A 14756-nucleotide genomic window follows, 5' to 3' on the forward strand; every position below is an offset into this window, starting at 1 on the left:
TTATATTAATAAAATCTGGATAATGGATAAATAAAAATTCTAATAATGCGAGTGCCGAAACTTAGCCTAAAGGTTTAATACCGTTCCAGACAATAAAACATTATGGATATATACTCTATTGACAGGGATCTTAATGCAGAATATAAAAGAATAAATAAAATACCTGAAAAAGAAAGGAAAACAATTATCTCATTTGTCAAGGAAATAAAGATAACAGGCATAACCCAGCACAGGGAATATTTCTATTTAACAAGGCTGAGGGTCATCTACAATAATTTGCAGGATAAATTCCTAAATCCTGGCAAGGAGGATATTATCGACATGATTTTAAGGTTCAAGGAAATATACACTGATAAAACAATAATGGATTATGAAAATGTCATGAAAAGATTTTATAAATGGTACTACAAGTCATTGCCTGATTTTATGGATATTAAATTCAACCATAAATCAAGCCATGATAAAAAAATGGATTTAATAACAAGATATGACATTGAGAGATTAATAGGCGCATGCAATAACACCAGGGATAAGGCATTGGTATCATTATTATACGATTCTGGATGCAGGATCGGTGAAATATTAACCTTAAGAATGAGGGATGTAATCTTTGACGAATACGGATTAATATTAAATGTGCATGGAAAGACAGGAAATAGAAACGTGAGGATAATAGGCGATTCCATAGCATATTTAAAGGATTATTTAAAGTCAAAGGATGATAACGATGAATACCTGTTTACTGGATTGCAGAAGCAGAATATGCATAAACAAATGAAATACTATGATGCCAGGAAATTATTATTGAATTTAAAGGCCAGGACCGGAATAGACAAAAGGATATATCCACATTTGTTCAGGCATACCAGGGCTTCCATATTGGCATCCAAGGTTCCGGAATCTCCTTTGGAATCTCAAATGGGGTGGATCCATGGTTCAAAAATGACATCCATATATGTGCATTTATCAATGAGGGATCAGGACAATGCAATTTTAAAGGCCTATGGAATAAACATCAATGAGAAAAATGAAATAGAGGAAAAACCTAAGAAATGCCCGAGATGTGATTATTTAAATCCTTTAAATGCAAAGTACTGCCATAACTGCTGGCTTCCATTCGATGAGAAATTAGCTTTAGAATATGAAAATAGGGAAAGGGAAATAGAGGATAAAATAGAAAAATCTAATATAATACCAGGAATTGCAAAGAAGATGATAGAGAATGCACCGGAATCATTTAAATATAAATTAATTGAAAATGTTCTTGAGGAAATATTAAAGGATCCAGAGATGTTAAATAGATTCAGGAATGAATTGAAATAAATATATATCCGAAATTGCTTTAATCGTATGGCAAATACAAAATATCATAATTTGCATCTTGGAAAAACTTACCATATAATTAATAAAAATGATTGCAGGTACACAATCAAATCTGGGAATGCAACTATGGATGATTATACATTAAATGATTTTTATAATGATTCTTTATATGACAATTATCTTGTTGTTGTTAAAACAGAAAAGAATATTCCTGTAGGTGTAATTGAAATTATTATGGATGAAAAGTTTACTATAGAGATGATTGAAGTAGATGTAACAAGGCAGGGGACAGGCACCGGCACAAGCATGATGATAAAAGCAGAAAGCATAGCAAAACAGCTGAATTTTAAGGAAATCTATCTTGAGGCTGTGGAGAATAAGGTAGAATTTTATAAAAGCCGTGGTTTTGAGATTTATGCTGATCCTTGTTACGATGAGGACTGGGGTTTGTTGTTTCCAATGAAAAAGAAGATAGATGATAATATTTAAATAATATCATTGGATGTAATACTGTGGTAGGAATAAAAAAAATATCCATATCAATAAATGAAGAGCTTAAAAACGCAATAGATGTTTTAGCCGATGGTGAGGGTATAAGCAGGTCCAGGCTTATAGAATCTATTTTAAACAATGATAAGAATATTAAAATGACAATAAATTCAATGAGGGCAGATACTGCTTCCGGAGTTTATGCAGTTCCATCCAAAAAGACTGTGAAAGAATAATTTTATAAAAAATTTAACAGATAATTTATAGAAATCAATACTTACCAGAATTAATGCCCAAGATTTCATATATAGCTTTTTTAAGTTTTTCATCTGTAATGTTTTTATCTATTTTTTCTTTATCCGCTTTTGTTAAATTGTATTTTTTAATAAGATACTCTGCAGCTGAATAGTTGCGAAATAAGGACTCTTTTATAATTACAGATAATGGCTCTTTTGTTTCTGATGAAATCATAATAAATTATCTTATGTCTATATATAAATTTTCGCATATTTTTATAATCATAGTTTTATAATAAATCAAGCTATATTCAGTATTTTGTATATCGCATCTTTAATGCCTGGATCCATCTTCATGCCTTCTATTTTGTCCTTATCCCTGCTTGTAAGGCCATACTGTTTAATGATAGTATATGCCAGGCTATAATCAACGTAAAACGTTTCCTTGAATCTTAATGAATTCATAAGAATACATCTGAAAGTATCATATAAATTTCACTGCTTATAATAGAAGGATGAAATAGGAAAATAAGGGATCTAACCAAGTTAAGAGGTATGCTTTAGATCTAATATCTGGTACATTCCTTATTTCCGCAATCGAATCTCTCAAAAATTAATTTAATTTTCTCCTAATATACTCCCTGATCTTTATGTTGCTATTTGTTTTGTGGAAATAATACCTTAAGGCCTTCTAAATATATACGTTTATTTGTAAAATTTAGATACGTTATAAAGGAGTTTTAAAGATTGAAAGATGTTTTAGGTAGAATTATACCACTAAGTGCTTTCATTTTCAAAAGTATATAAAGAAAATACTTTTTCTATCAAAAACATAAGTAATCGGTTTATAATATTCATTTAATAATGATTCCATGCTGAGATTATCTGTTATAAATATATCCATTTGTTATATAAATCTTTATTGAACGGTTTTAAAATTTTGGAATGTAAAATGAGGAAATTTATGATATTGCAAAGTTTTTTATGCCTATAAATTATGCTATCATTTATAATGGAAAATAATAAATTCGAGCATGAGATAAGTTTGTTTTATAATGAATTGATTAACAGTAAAAAGGAATATTTACAATTATTTTCTAAACTTCAAATTCAGATAGAGGGATGGTTTAGAGGAGAATTAATGAAATATTTTGATGGCAATGTTCATGAATTGACTAATAAGAATAGAGAGGTAAAAATACCTAATCAAGAACCAGGAAAGAGAAAAAAAGCAGACTTTAAAATAAAATTAAATGGGGATTGTTGCTGGATCGAATTAAAGCATCTTTTAATAGGCAATCAAATAAATAAATAAAATTCCTTTAAACTTGACTTTTATTTCAAGAATTATAATTCTTCTTCTATTGTAAACGATATTGACAAACTAAAGAGTGCAAAACCAGACCCTGCATATATTGTGGCTTTTGTTTCAGCAAACGATGGTTCCATAACCAGCAGGGATGATTTAATAAGCATGCTTGATAGCCTTCCAGAAGAATGCAATAAAAGTACTGATAAAATAGCGGTGGATTTTGATAATGATAGTAGGTTCGGATATTTCATTTTAAATTGAGAACTTAAAATAATAAAATTTGCTTGGCCCTCTGAGTTTAATACTAGGTTCCGCTAAACTCATCAAAAGCAATTAAGAGTTTGTTTATGTATTCTTCCGGTTCTTTTTCTATACCTATCTGACCCTTAATGCCATAATCTCTTTGGCCCCAATATGGTGGAGATGTTATAGCAAGGTCTATTGAATTGCTTGGAATTCTTTTTAACTGTTCTATAACATCTCCGATTAATTATATTCTCTATTAATTATAAGATATAAATTATATAATGTTATTTTTATATTATAAAATCTGGATCCAGAGTATATAAATAAAAAAATTTAATGATGTATTGGTTAAAGCATTAAACCTTTATAATAATGCGACTGCCGGGATTTGAACCCGGGTTAGTGGCTTGGGAAGCCACTGTGATACCAGGCTACACTACAGTCGCCTACAGACCTTATTTAAAATTTATATTTAACTTTTAAGTATCAGACAGATTTATCTGCCTTCTCTTTGCTAGGTCCAGAACGGATTCCCCGATGGGGGTAATTTCACCATATTTATCTAGAAGCCCCATATTAATAAGCTTTGCCCTTTTTGATGGGTCATCATTTCTTCTCTTTTTATATGCGAGCATCTTAAGGCAGGGAAGTTCAAGATATTTTATATATTCCCGGGGTCCTATGCTTTTCAGAATATAATGCCCCTTATTTGTAAGTAAATAATATGTATGATGCTTATGCACCTCATTTGTTTTTTTAAGCTTTGCTTCAGTTCTTTTTATTGAAGAACCGGAATATTTTTCTATTAACCCCATGTTCTCAAGGCGCTCCAGATAAATATTTACATTCATTTGGGGTATGCTTGTATAAATTTTTATATTTTTTGCATAATCCAGTTTTGCCAGATTAAAATGCTGCAATACCATTAAAAGTTGATTATCAAATACAAGATTTTTAATTATTTCATCATCTTCCATGATTACACCACAGTTGAATATTAATTTATATTATAATACATTTTATATTTTATTATAAAATCATGGGATGGACTTGATTTATTATTAAATCATGGTCTATATAAAAAATGATGAGAATATTTTTTTATCATGTCATATGTTTATTTCATGTTCGTTATAATAGGTCAATTTAATTCCCCCACAAAAAGATTAAACTACTTCTGAACAATTCATGTATGGTGTTACAATGGAGGATTTAGACCCATTTGATATAGCTCTCAAGCAGCTAAAAAAGGCTGCCAGCGTGATAAATTTAGATAAACAGGCTCTTGAAATTTTAAGTTCTCCAAAGGAGATACTTGAGGTTTCCATACCTGTAAAAATGGACAGTGGAGAAACCAAGGTCTTTAAGGGCTTTAGGGTTCATTACAACAATGCCCGGGGACCAATGAAAGGTGGAATAAGGTACTATGAAAAGGAGACACTTTCAGAGGTTAAGGCCCTATCAGCATGGATGACATGGAAGACAGCCCTTCTGGACCTTCCATACGGTGGTGCCAAGGGAGGTATTGTATGCGATCCCAAAAAAATGAGCAGGGGTGAGCTTGAAAGATTAAGCAGGGGTTATATAGATGCAATTGCAAATTTCATAGGGCCGGATATAGACATACCTGCACCGGATGTTTACACAACACCGCAGATAATGGCATGGATGATGGATGAATATGAGAAGATAGTACGGCATTCAGCACCCGGTGTTATTACAGGAAAACCAGTGGAAATTGGTGGTTCACTGGGCAGGGGTGATGCCACAGCAAAGGGAGGCATGTATGTCCTAAGGGAGGCTGCAAAGTCAATAGGACTTGATCTTTCAAAGGCAAGAGTCGCCGTTCAGGGATTCGGAAATGCCGGACAGTTTGCTGTAAAATTTGTTAAAGAAATGTTTGGATCAAAGGTTGTTGCTGTATCCGATTCAATGGGCGGCATTTATTCAGAGGATGGAATAGATTTCCAGGAATTGCTTGAATATAAAGAAAAAACTGGAAAGGTGGAGGGATTTAAAAACTGCAAAACAATAACAAATGAGGAGCTTCTTGAGCTAAACGTTGATGTGCTTATACCTGCAGCAATAGAAAACCAGCTTACAGGTGCCAATGCAGATAAGGTAAAGGCCAAAATAATCCTGGAGCTTGCAAACGGTCCAACAACGCCAGAGGCTGATGAAATATTCTTTAAGAAGGGTGTGCTTTTAATGCCAGATTTTCTTTCCAATGCTGGTGGGGTAACCGTATCATACTTTGAGTGGGTACAGAACATTACTGGAGATTACTGGACTGAGGGGGAGGTTTATAAGAAACTTGATGCCAAGATGACAAAGGCCGCACAGGATGTCCTCGCAACATATAAAAAATACAATGTTGACCCAAGGACTGCTGCCTATACAATAGCAGTCAAGCGTGTTGCGGACGCAATGAAGCTTAGGGGAATCTATTAATAAAATTTTATATTTTTATTCTTTTTAATCATTTATTATTTTTAACAAAAAAAATATTTATAAGGGTTATATTAATGATAGATGATTATGACAAGAATGAGTATTTCCATAAAAAATCTCAAGGACATAGTAGATATGCTTGGTACTGTGGTTACAGAGGCTAAATTTAAAATTGGTATTTCAGGTGTTTCAGTTAATGCAGTTGACCCTGCACATGTGGCAATGGTGTCATTAGAGGTCCCAAAAACTGTATTTTCTGAATATGACGTGCCTGCGGATGAGGAAATATCAGTTGACCTTGAAAAAATAAGGTCTGTTATTAAACTAGCATCGTCTGCTGATACTGTTATAATAACAAAGGATAAAGATAAACTAAAATTTGAAATAGGGACAATAATTAAAAGCATTTCTTTAATAGATAACGATCAGATAACAAATCCCAGGGTTCCGCAGATTGCATCTGATGATTATGTTGTGTTAACAAAGGCCGATTTTGAGAAGGGACTCAGGGCAGCCGAGGATGTATCGGATGCAATAAGATTAACCCTTGATAAAAATAACTTTTATGCAAAGTCAACATCAGATGCTGATGAGAGTGAGATGATTTTGCCAAAGGACATGGTTAAGGAACTTGTATGCAATGAACCAATAAAATCATCATATCCTCTTGAATATTTGTTAAAACTTGTTAAGTCAATATCATCAAATGAGGATATCAAGATATCATTTAAAAGTGATTATCCATTAACAATAGAGTTTAATCTCGGATCTGGAAATGAAAATGCCAGAATTAAAGGGAGATTTTTGCTGGCACCAAGAATGGAATCCTGAGCGGGCACGAGGGGATTTGGACCCCTGATTTACAGCTTAGGAGGCTGTTGCCCTATCCATGCTAGGCCACGTGCCCTTGTTATTCGATATTGATACATAGCATTTAATTTTTTTGACTTTAGATATTTTTTCATAATTGGCAATTAAAATTTTTTATCATTATTTCATGATGGATTTATGATATTGCAAAGAGTCATTTTGAATTTACAGTAAAAATATTATATTATCGTTTTTCATGATTTCTGATTTGTAATTTTATGGTATAATATATTAATAACAAAAAATCTATTATTAAAAGTATTGAGCCAATAATTATACCTAATTTATGTTTTGAAACTATTGATGATATTAATTCATAAGAAATTGAAAATATTAGAAATATCGCAATATATATAGAATATTTTATTTTATCCATTTTTATCACTTTTCATTAATTTATTTTATTATTATTCTTTTTTATTTTGTAAATATAGTATATTAAAGCAAACGAATATATTATAATTATAAAAGCTCCAAGATATATACCTAAAAGCCATTTAGTTAGTATTGCAGCTACTAACTCGTAAACCATTAAAATTAGTAAAGCCATGTTAAAATACAAAGATTTTTTTATCTTTTCCATTTTATCACTGATATATTAAAGCCATTATAAGAACTATGTATTACTGATAGTGTAGCAAAAACCAAACCAACCAGTGCTTCTATAAGAGAGCCCAATGTCAGAAGTACATAAAGTTCAACAATCATGATTAATGCTATATAACCAACAATACATACTGCAAACCACCTGTTATTGGCCATAGCTATTCCTTAAGTTTTATTTATTTCCATATTTTTTATGTTATTATTTGTTAACTTCAGTATATTATTCATTGCCAATGCAATATATGAATATTCTATTCCGAATTTATTTAGTGTATTGTTATTGGAATTCATATAAGTAAATGAAATTAATTCCATACTGTTTATTAAGTTTTTCATTTCATTATTATATGTTGATTTATAATTTAATGTAAATTCATTTCCCAATAATATTTTTGATGAATTTATTGGCACAATATTTGCATATATGTATGAAATATTTTCATTGTTGTTATTGTATATTATATCACCTATTTCGACCTTGTAATCTTTAAATGTATCTGTAAATGCTATTGTATATCTTATATTGGAATTATTGTAATACTGTAATAAATAATTTGTATTGTTTGTTTTTATATAATTATATTTATGTGGTATTATATTATTATTCTTAATATCATTGTTTTCATAATTGTTTATACTGTTAATATTAGTTTTATTAATATTATTAAATGATATTATTCCATTATTTGATATGTTAAAAATGTTCATGAATGTAATATTTCATATCCTAACATAATTATTGGATGGGTTTTCATTATTAATGATGTTCCTATTATTATCAAAATTTCCTGAAAATGCCATCATAACAAACAGTAATGAAACTATTATAGGTACAATTATTATGAATCTTTGTTTCATAATATCTATATATATAGATTTCATACTATAAAAGGGTTTCTATATATTATATGCTATAATCCAAAGTAATAAAATACTATATAAAAATTATAATATAGAAAAATTAATGCGCCAAAACAATATGTGTTTGTAATTAAAAATTAATGAAGATTTTTAAATTATGCATAAAGTATTTAAACCAATAACACTTATATTCTAAACATGGAAATACTGGCAATGCCTGTTACAGATGGTATGGTTGACATGCCGGGGAAGGCCAGGGAGGTCCATATCTTTAAAATATCTGATAACAGGAATAAATGCAATCTTATTAAAAAATATAAAAATCCTGCCCTGGAGATAAAATCCGATGGTGGCCTTCCAATGCTTGAAACACTGTTTAAGTATGGTGTGAACACATTAATAGTGCCTGGAATTGGAGAGCCCGGACTTAATTTTTTGGATAATAAAATAAAGGTATATATTTCAGGCGGAGAGGAAACAGAATGCATTAAAAATTATTTATTAAATAAGCTAAAATCAACAGACAAACCAACAATATCCGATTGTTCAAAGGAATTATTAAAGAAATCGGCCAAATATAAGAATAAAATATAATTTATATTTATTAAATCACATATTTTTTATGGGAAATAAGTGGGAAATTTTATTTATATATTTATCATAATGTTTAAATGACAGCCTTTATTATTGGAAGATTTCAGCCATTTCATAAGGGGCATTTGGAAATCATAAAAACAATACTTAAGGATAATGATCATGTTATCATAGGTATCGGAAGCGCACAGTTCTCACATACACTTACAAATCCATTTACAGCAGGTGAAAGATACTTAATGATATCAAATACACTGGAGGCAAACAACATAAAAAATTTCTATATTGTACCAATAGAGGATGTAAACTCCAATCCAATGTGGGTTGCCCATGTTGAATCATTAACACCGCCATTTTCAAGGGTTTATACAAATAATCCATTGGTTAAAAGATTGTTTTATGAGAAAAAATACGAGGTCAGGAGTCTTCCCCTGCTTAACAGAAAATCATGGTCTGGAACCAGAATAAGGGAGAAGATGATCAAGGGACTGGACTGGAAGGATGATGTTCCGGAAACAGTTTATAATATAATAACAAATTGCCTTGACGGGATAAACAGAATAAGGGAACTTGCGAATACTGATGAAGACCCAATATAATAAACTATTTATTTTAAATATGAATATGAAATAAATGAATTTAAAAATGCGTTTAATAACCGCCTCATACAGGCAGAGCGATGTTACAGTGGAATTGTATGGAAGAACTGCTGATGGAAAATCTGTAACCGCTTTATATTTTGGATTTAAGCCATATTTCTATTATGTTAACCCAGATGATGAATGCATTAAAAAAATTAAGGAGAATCCTGAGTTTCTGGATATGCAGGATAAAACATTGTTTCTTGATGGCCGGAACCAGAATGTAAAAAAAATATACATAAAATCTCCCTGGAAGGTACCTGAAATGAGAAAAATATGCAGCTGTGAGGCTCTTGCTGCAGATATACCGTTCCATCACAGGTTTCTTTATGATTTTGATCTGGGTCCATCAGTAGAAATAGATGGGGAAGAATTAGACGATGAAAAAAATAATTATACGACAGATTATGTTATAAAAATAAATGAAATAAAAAATGCAGAACCATTTAATCCCGATCTTAAGATATTATCATTTGATATTGAGAATTCAATAAAATCCAAGGAAATATATGTCATTGGTTATGCAATATATTTTAATGGGTCCATAAGGCAGGGCTCCATATCATCTGATGAGGAATCCATATTAAGGAATTTTAATAAACTGATACAGGATGAGGACCCAGATATAATAACCGGATACAATATAGATGGCTATGACCTGCCCTTACTTGAAGAGAGGATGAGGGAGCATCATTTAAGCTTCAATATCGGCCGTGATTTTCTTCCACCAAGAAGAATAATGAACCAGTTCTGGAGGCTCCATGGCAGGGTTGTTGATGATGCATGGTGGGAGGTAAAAAAGGTTTTAAAGCCAAAGCATGAAAGCCTAAACTATGTTGCAAATTATCTTTTAAATGAGGGCAAGGAAAACGTTGACAGATTAAATATAGAGGATGAATGGAAGAACCGGAAGGATGATGTAATAAAATACTGCATTAAGGATGCCTACCTTGCACTGGAAATCTACAGAAAAATAAGGATACTCGACAGGAATTTATACATGTCCACGGTATCAATGCTTCCACTGGATGATGTTACAAACGGCGGCACCAGTACCTATGTGGATTCAATTTTAATTAGGAGAGCAGACAGGTTAAATATTGCTGTTCCAATGAGCGCAAGATCAGCCTCAAATGAAACCTACGAGGGTGGATATGTTCACAGCATAGAGCCGGGTTTATATGATATGGTTGTTGTTCTGGACTTTAAAAGCATGTACCCATCAATGATAATAAAGTACAATATTTGTTTTACAACATTAAGCCCTGAGGGTACAATTGTTGCACCGAACGGTGCCAGATTTCTTTCCCCAGAGGTTAAAAAAGGGCTGATTCCTCAAATACTGGAAGAATTAATGAAGGATCGAGACTCTGTAAAAAAACAGATGAAAACCGATAAGGAGAATTATGAATACCTTGATGGATTGCAGGCTGCAATAAAGGTTCTTATGAATACATTCTATGGCGTTCTGGGTACGTCATTTTACAGATTTACTAACAGGGAGATCAGCAGTGCCATCACCGCATTTGCCCGAGATACAATAACGACAATAATAAAAGAACTAGAAAATAAAAAGTTAAGGGTAATATATGGCGATACAGATTCCATTTTTATTGAGTCTGGCAAAAAAACACTTGATGAGGCAGTTAAATTTGGAAATGATTTAAGTTCAAGCATCTCTAAGGAAAATAATCTTACACTGGAATTTGAAAAAATTATGGACCCATTATTTTCACATGGGGCAAAAAAAAGATATGCAGGGAAAATTGTATACCCTGAGGATAAAAGGGGCGAAATACTTGTCAGGGGATATGAAACAAGGAGAACCGATTCATTTGATCTCCAGAGCGAGGCATTAAATAATGTATTTGAGCTTGTTCTTGACCGTAACATTGATGGGGCAAAAAAATATGCTGAGGATTTAATTAAAAAGGTTTCAAACGGCGATGTTGATATTGAAAAGCTTGTAATATCCAGAAGCGTAAAGGAATTCTCCACATATAAGAATGCAGATTCAATGGCAAATGTAAATGCTGCCAGAAAAATGATTGAACGTGGGGAAACATTTATTCCGGGAATGAAGGTTTCATGGATTGTCACAAATTCCAAAAAGACACCGCAGGAGGTTGAACCGTTTATTGACGGAATGTCATTCAATTACAGGCCGGATTATGAATATTACTCCAAGAGGTTGCAGGAAACACTTAACAGGGTTCTTGAGAGTCTGGATAAGGAGATAAAAATATTTAAGGATCCGCAGGCCAAGCTAACTGATAATTTCACTGAGGTCAGGGAGGAAAAACCAAAACAGAAAAAGAATATAGAGGATTATTTCAAATAATTTATGAATAAACTTTTTATCAATCAAATAGTTTAAATAATATAGATAAATTACTTATCCATGAAGGAGGATTTAAGATCTTTAATATTTACATCCCTTGGTCATTTTACAAACGATGGTAATTTCCTGTTATTTCCAACTTTAATAGCGTATTATAAGTTAATTCCTGGGGTCAGCGTTCCATTACTAGGTGCAATGGCAATTGTATATAATTTAATTTCAGGGTTCCTGGGTTCACCAATAGGCAGGCTTGCTGACAGGATTGATCATGATGGTTTCCTTATATTCACAGGCATTTTTATTGAGGCAACATCGGTAATGCTCTTTGGTGTTTCCTTTATAGTAAGCCATAACATAATTGATTATACCATACTTATTGCAGCCGTTCTTCTTGGCATAGGACAGGCATTTTATCATCCGATAGGCGCATCAATACTTTCATTCACATATGGGAAAAAAAGGTCACCAACAGCAATGGGTTATAATGGTTCCTTTGGAAGCATAGGCAGGGCAGTGATACCGTTTATACTTGTATATTCAATTGATTTCTTTGGTAAGGTAAATGGACTTTATATAATAGGCGTCTATACATTTGCCTCAGCCTTTATTATACTGGCAGGCCTTAGCTTTTTCAGAAGAAGCAAATATAAAATTGATGAGGGAAAGGTCACCAAAATCACCAGGGAAAAACCAAAACTCGGTGATTATAAAAAATTCTTAATTGCCCTTACGTTAATAGTATTTATAAGGTCAATATTTATGATGGGTACTGTTACATTTGTCCCAGACTATTTGGATGATGTCCTTAATTCGAAAATATTAATGGGTGATGTTGTTTCAATAAGCTTTTTAAGTGCAGTTGCCGGCCAGCCATATTTTGGGTCAATGGTAAGAAAACGCGGTGGAAGATTCACTGTGGCACTAACCACAATTTTATCAACAATATTTTTTGGCATTTTTTTAATTGTTCATACATTTGCCCTGCTAACAGTGGTTTATCTATTATATGTATTTGCTGCATTCAGTGGCTTCCCGGTGCTCCTTGGATACGTTGCACAGGTAATACCATCGGAATTCTCAACAGAGTCAAATGCGCTTATATGGAGTTTTGGAAACATAGTTGGCGGGTCAGTTGGTATAGCCATAGTAACCCTGCTTCTGTTCCTTAAGGTGACACTGTTTACCTCATTTGTATACATGCTTATATTTGCAATAATTTCCGTTATACTCCTGCCATTGCTTCCAAAAAACAAAAAGGAGTCAGACAAATTAAAAAATGCCTCTTAAAATAATTAGTATAATCTTATTTTATAATTTTTTAACCATTCTATATCACTGTTATATATATCGCGTATATCTGTCAGGCCATAGTAAATCATTGCCAGTCGCTCAAGGCCAAGACCAAAGGCCAGAACTGGATATTTTAAGCCTATTGGCCCTGTGACCTCGGGCCTGAATATGCCCGATCCACCAAGCTCAACCTCCTTTCCGTTTATTTCAACAACAACATCCATGCTGGGTTCTGTGTATGGATAATATGATGGAATAAGCCTTATTTTATTAAAACCAAGCCTTGAGTAGAATTCCCTTAAAAGCCATTTTAATGTTGACAGGTTGGCATCCCTGGCATAAACTGCACCCTCTATTTGATAAAGCTCAGAAAGGTGCTTCCAGTCAACACTTTCATGCCTGAATACCTTTTCTATTGAAAATATATACTGTGGTGGGTTTCTATTATTATACAGGTATCTTATTGTATTTACTGTTGTGTGAGTTCTCATAATAATTTTTTTGCCCTCTTCCTCAGACCATTTATAATTCCAGCCAGAATAACTTTTATAGCCATTTTCATGGACATTTTTCACCAGGTCAATTATTTCAGGATTTTCAAATTCCGGTAATCTGTCTGAATCAAGGTAAAATGTATCCTGAAGGTCACGGGCAGGGTGATCCTGTGGTATAAAAAGCATGTCCATATTCCATGCTGTGTATTCTATAAAATGTCCATGCATTTCTGTGAATCCCATTTCTGTAAATATCCTTCTTATGTTTCTTATTAGCTGTGTAAGAGGGTGAAGGCCCCCACCTGAGGCTTCCTCCGGCCTCATATTCAAATCATATGGCCTGAAAACAATATTTTTATAACTTCCAGATGTTATCATTTCGGATGTCAGCTGGCCTGAATACTGATTGCCTGTGTAACCTGAAAGAACCTTTAAGCCATTTTCATTAATGCTTATTATTCTATCAATGTTTGTTTTTTCCCTTATAAGATTTCGTTTTTTTAAAAAATCTATGATACCTGCATCAGGAACGCTGCCTGAAATTATTTCATTTATTCCCTTTTTAAGGTCTTCAACATAATCCAATAATCTGGTATCCCTGTATATTAGCTCACCATTTACAGGTTTTATTCCATATTTTGCCAGATTTGATAATGCAATTCCAAAACAATCCTTAAACATGGTTTTAATATCGCTTAATTTTGCCCTTCCAGCATTTTTTAGGTATTTATACAATTTTTCCTCAGGAAAACCATCTTTTAGATATCCCATTGCCTCGTCTGTTACAATGTAGGTTGTTTTTTTTCTCTCCGTACTTTTTATAAGATTTTTGGCAATAAGATAGGATATTGCGCTTGATATATTTCTCTGATCAAGACCATCTATAATAATTTCATATTCTGATTTTTCTCCATTTTCCTTTAAATATTTTAAAACCAGATATTCGCTGTAACTAATTCCGGTGCCCTGCATTGTATCAATATATCCTGATGATATTAAAAA

The 14756-nt window shown here is 32.5% G+C and carries 19 protein-coding genes and 2 tRNA genes; 10 read left to right on the top strand and 11 right to left on the bottom strand.

The window, feature by feature from the left end:
- The first annotated feature begins 102 nt into the window (after positions 1–102).
- From TZ01_RS03490 to TZ01_RS03500, 3 genes are read left to right on the top strand one after another with little or no spacing between them, the layout of a single operon-like run.
- Positions 103–1323 carry a site-specific integrase gene (locus TZ01_RS03490; RefSeq protein WP_048101439.1) on the top strand — a complete coding sequence of 407 codons (1221 nt, stop codon included), beginning with the start codon at positions 103–105 and terminating at the stop codon, positions 1321–1323.
- Between the two features lie 27 nt (positions 1324–1350).
- On the top strand, positions 1351–1812 hold the full coding sequence (locus TZ01_RS03495) for a GNAT family N-acetyltransferase (RefSeq protein WP_048101440.1): 462 nt from the start codon (positions 1351–1353) through the stop codon (positions 1810–1812).
- 23 nt (positions 1813–1835) lie between these two features.
- On the top strand, positions 1836–2048 hold the full coding sequence (locus TZ01_RS03500) for a ribbon-helix-helix protein, CopG family (RefSeq protein ID WP_048101441.1): 213 nt from the start codon (positions 1836–1838) through the stop codon (positions 2046–2048).
- A 34-nt stretch (positions 2049–2082) separates the two neighbouring features.
- On the opposite strand, the gene TZ01_RS03505 is transcribed toward TZ01_RS03500, so the two are convergent.
- Both TZ01_RS03505 and TZ01_RS09720 read right to left on the bottom strand, forming a co-directional pair.
- A complete protein-coding gene (locus tag TZ01_RS03505; RefSeq protein WP_048101442.1) occupies positions 2083–2283 on the bottom strand; it encodes a hypothetical protein in 201 nt (66 codons plus the stop codon).
- A 65-nt stretch (positions 2284–2348) separates the two neighbouring features.
- Entirely contained in the window at positions 2349–2513 is a 165-nt protein-coding gene (locus TZ01_RS09720; protein WP_169749846.1) for a hypothetical protein, read from the bottom strand.
- 547 nt (positions 2514–3060) lie between these two features.
- On the opposite strand from TZ01_RS09720, the gene TZ01_RS03510 reads away from it, so the two are divergent.
- Entirely contained in the window at positions 3061–3363 is a 303-nt protein-coding gene (locus TZ01_RS03510; RefSeq protein ID WP_048101443.1) for a hypothetical protein, read from the top strand.
- Between the two features lie 32 nt (positions 3364–3395).
- On the opposite strand, the gene TZ01_RS09550 is transcribed toward TZ01_RS03510, so the two are convergent.
- The 3 genes from TZ01_RS09550 to TZ01_RS03520 form a co-directional block, all read right to left on the bottom strand.
- Entirely contained in the window at positions 3396–3611 is a 216-nt protein-coding gene (locus tag TZ01_RS09550; RefSeq protein WP_156150296.1) for a hypothetical protein, read from the bottom strand.
- A gap of 368 nt (positions 3612–3979) precedes the next feature.
- A tRNA-Gly gene (locus TZ01_RS03515) sits at positions 3980–4052 on the bottom strand.
- 33 nt (positions 4053–4085) lie between these two features.
- Complete coding sequence (locus TZ01_RS03520) at positions 4086–4583, bottom strand: DUF2250 domain-containing protein (protein WP_048101444.1); 498 nt, start codon at positions 4581–4583, stop codon at positions 4086–4088.
- 226 nt (positions 4584–4809) lie between these two features.
- On the opposite strand from TZ01_RS03520, the gene TZ01_RS03525 reads away from it, so the two are divergent.
- Both TZ01_RS03525 and TZ01_RS03530 read left to right on the top strand, forming a co-directional pair.
- The gene (locus tag TZ01_RS03525; RefSeq protein ID WP_048101807.1) at positions 4810–6057 is read left to right on the top strand and encodes a Glu/Leu/Phe/Val dehydrogenase; all 1248 of its coding nucleotides are present in this window, start codon (positions 4810–4812) and stop codon (positions 6055–6057) included.
- Positions 6058–6144: 87 nt separating this feature from the next.
- Positions 6145–6888 (top strand): DNA polymerase sliding clamp, encoded by a 744-nt coding sequence (locus tag TZ01_RS03530; RefSeq protein WP_048101445.1) that lies wholly within the window; start codon positions 6145–6147, stop codon positions 6886–6888.
- A gap of 1 nt (position 6889) precedes the next feature.
- Here TZ01_RS03530 and TZ01_RS03535 read toward each other — a convergent pair.
- From TZ01_RS03535 to TZ01_RS09560, 5 genes are all read right to left on the bottom strand, one after another.
- Positions 6890–6964 (bottom strand) — tRNA-Arg (locus TZ01_RS03535).
- 147 nt (positions 6965–7111) lie between these two features.
- Positions 7112–7303 carry a hypothetical protein gene (locus TZ01_RS09850; protein ID WP_055032333.1) on the bottom strand — a complete coding sequence of 64 codons (192 nt, stop codon included), beginning with the start codon at positions 7301–7303 and terminating at the stop codon, positions 7112–7114.
- A gap of 15 nt (positions 7304–7318) precedes the next feature.
- Positions 7319–7510, bottom strand: coding sequence for a hypothetical protein (locus TZ01_RS03545; protein ID WP_048101447.1), 192 nt, complete (start codon positions 7508–7510; stop codon positions 7319–7321).
- A gap of 188 nt (positions 7511–7698) precedes the next feature.
- The gene (locus tag TZ01_RS03555) at positions 7699–8241 is read right to left on the bottom strand and encodes a hypothetical protein (RefSeq protein WP_048101449.1); all 543 of its coding nucleotides are present in this window, start codon (positions 8239–8241) and stop codon (positions 7699–7701) included.
- A 12-nt stretch (positions 8242–8253) separates the two neighbouring features.
- A complete protein-coding gene (locus TZ01_RS09560) occupies positions 8254–8415 on the bottom strand; it encodes a hypothetical protein (protein WP_156150297.1) in 162 nt (53 codons plus the stop codon).
- Positions 8416–8592: 177 nt separating this feature from the next.
- Between TZ01_RS09560 and TZ01_RS03560 the strand changes: the two genes are divergently transcribed.
- From TZ01_RS03560 to TZ01_RS03575, 4 genes are all read left to right on the top strand, one after another.
- Positions 8593–8988 carry a NifB/NifX family molybdenum-iron cluster-binding protein gene (locus tag TZ01_RS03560; protein ID WP_048101450.1) on the top strand — a complete coding sequence of 132 codons (396 nt, stop codon included), beginning with the start codon at positions 8593–8595 and terminating at the stop codon, positions 8986–8988.
- Positions 8989–9065: 77 nt separating this feature from the next.
- Positions 9066–9587: a nicotinamide-nucleotide adenylyltransferase gene (locus tag TZ01_RS03565; RefSeq protein WP_048101451.1), complete on the top strand. Its 522-nt coding sequence runs from the start codon at positions 9066–9068 to the stop codon at positions 9585–9587.
- Positions 9588–9621: 34 nt separating this feature from the next.
- On the top strand, positions 9622–11970 hold the full coding sequence (locus TZ01_RS03570) for a DNA-directed DNA polymerase (protein WP_048101452.1): 2349 nt from the start codon (positions 9622–9624) through the stop codon (positions 11968–11970).
- A gap of 60 nt (positions 11971–12030) precedes the next feature.
- Complete coding sequence (locus TZ01_RS03575; RefSeq protein ID WP_048101453.1) at positions 12031–13257, top strand: MFS transporter; 1227 nt, start codon at positions 12031–12033, stop codon at positions 13255–13257.
- Positions 13258–13262: 5 nt separating this feature from the next.
- Here TZ01_RS03575 and TZ01_RS03580 read toward each other — a convergent pair whose 3' ends face one another.
- Positions 13263–14726, bottom strand: coding sequence for a phenylalanine--tRNA ligase subunit alpha (locus TZ01_RS03580; protein WP_048101454.1), 1464 nt, complete (start codon positions 14724–14726; stop codon positions 13263–13265).
- Positions 14727–14756: the final 30 nt, after the last annotated feature.

The organism is Acidiplasma sp. MBA-1, assembly GCF_000949015.1.
Classification (GTDB): domain Archaea; phylum Thermoplasmatota; class Thermoplasmata; order Thermoplasmatales; family Thermoplasmataceae; genus Acidiplasma; species Acidiplasma aeolicum.

What these genes read in the sequence shown, in the direction of transcription:
- TZ01_RS03580 (WP_048101454.1), bottom strand. Translation starts at nt 14,726, where the DNA reads ATGCAGGGCACCGGAATTAGTTACAGCGAATATCTGGTTTTAAAATAT.
- TZ01_RS03530 (WP_048101445.1), top strand. Translation starts at nt 6,145, where the DNA reads ATGACAAGAATGAGTATTTCCATAAAAAATCTCAAGGACATAGTAGAT.
- TZ01_RS03525 (WP_048101807.1), top strand. Translation starts at nt 4,810, where the DNA reads ATGGAGGATTTAGACCCATTTGATATAGCTCTCAAGCAGCTAAAAAAG.
- TZ01_RS03510 (WP_048101443.1), top strand. Translation starts at nt 3,061, where the DNA reads ATGGAAAATAATAAATTCGAGCATGAGATAAGTTTGTTTTATAATGAA.
- TZ01_RS03565 (WP_048101451.1), top strand. Translation starts at nt 9,066, where the DNA reads ATGACAGCCTTTATTATTGGAAGATTTCAGCCATTTCATAAGGGGCAT.
- TZ01_RS03575 (WP_048101453.1), top strand. Translation starts at nt 12,031, where the DNA reads ATGAAGGAGGATTTAAGATCTTTAATATTTACATCCCTTGGTCATTTT.
- TZ01_RS09850 (WP_055032333.1), bottom strand. Translation starts at nt 7,303, where the DNA reads ATGGATAAAATAAAATATTCTATATATATTGCGATATTTCTAATATTT.
- TZ01_RS09550 (WP_156150296.1), bottom strand. Translation starts at nt 3,611, where the DNA reads ATGAAATATCCGAACCTACTATCATTATCAAAATCCACCGCTATTTTA.
- TZ01_RS03560 (WP_048101450.1), top strand. Translation starts at nt 8,593, where the DNA reads ATGGAAATACTGGCAATGCCTGTTACAGATGGTATGGTTGACATGCCG.
- TZ01_RS03570 (WP_048101452.1), top strand. Translation starts at nt 9,622, where the DNA reads ATGAATTTAAAAATGCGTTTAATAACCGCCTCATACAGGCAGAGCGAT.
- TZ01_RS09720 (WP_169749846.1), bottom strand. Translation starts at nt 2,513, where the DNA reads ATGAATTCATTAAGATTCAAGGAAACGTTTTACGTTGATTATAGCCTG.
- TZ01_RS03495 (WP_048101440.1), top strand. Translation starts at nt 1,351, where the DNA reads ATGGCAAATACAAAATATCATAATTTGCATCTTGGAAAAACTTACCAT.
- TZ01_RS03490 (WP_048101439.1), top strand. Translation starts at nt 103, where the DNA reads ATGGATATATACTCTATTGACAGGGATCTTAATGCAGAATATAAAAGA.
- TZ01_RS03505 (WP_048101442.1), bottom strand. Translation starts at nt 2,283, where the DNA reads ATGATTTCATCAGAAACAAAAGAGCCATTATCTGTAATTATAAAAGAG.
- TZ01_RS03545 (WP_048101447.1), bottom strand. Translation starts at nt 7,510, where the DNA reads ATGGAAAAGATAAAAAAATCTTTGTATTTTAACATGGCTTTACTAATT.
- TZ01_RS03520 (WP_048101444.1), bottom strand. Translation starts at nt 4,583, where the DNA reads ATGGAAGATGATGAAATAATTAAAAATCTTGTATTTGATAATCAACTT.
- TZ01_RS03555 (WP_048101449.1), bottom strand. Translation starts at nt 8,241, where the DNA reads ATGAACATTTTTAACATATCAAATAATGGAATAATATCATTTAATAAT.
- TZ01_RS09560 (WP_156150297.1), bottom strand. Translation starts at nt 8,415, where the DNA reads ATGAAATCTATATATATAGATATTATGAAACAAAGATTCATAATAATT.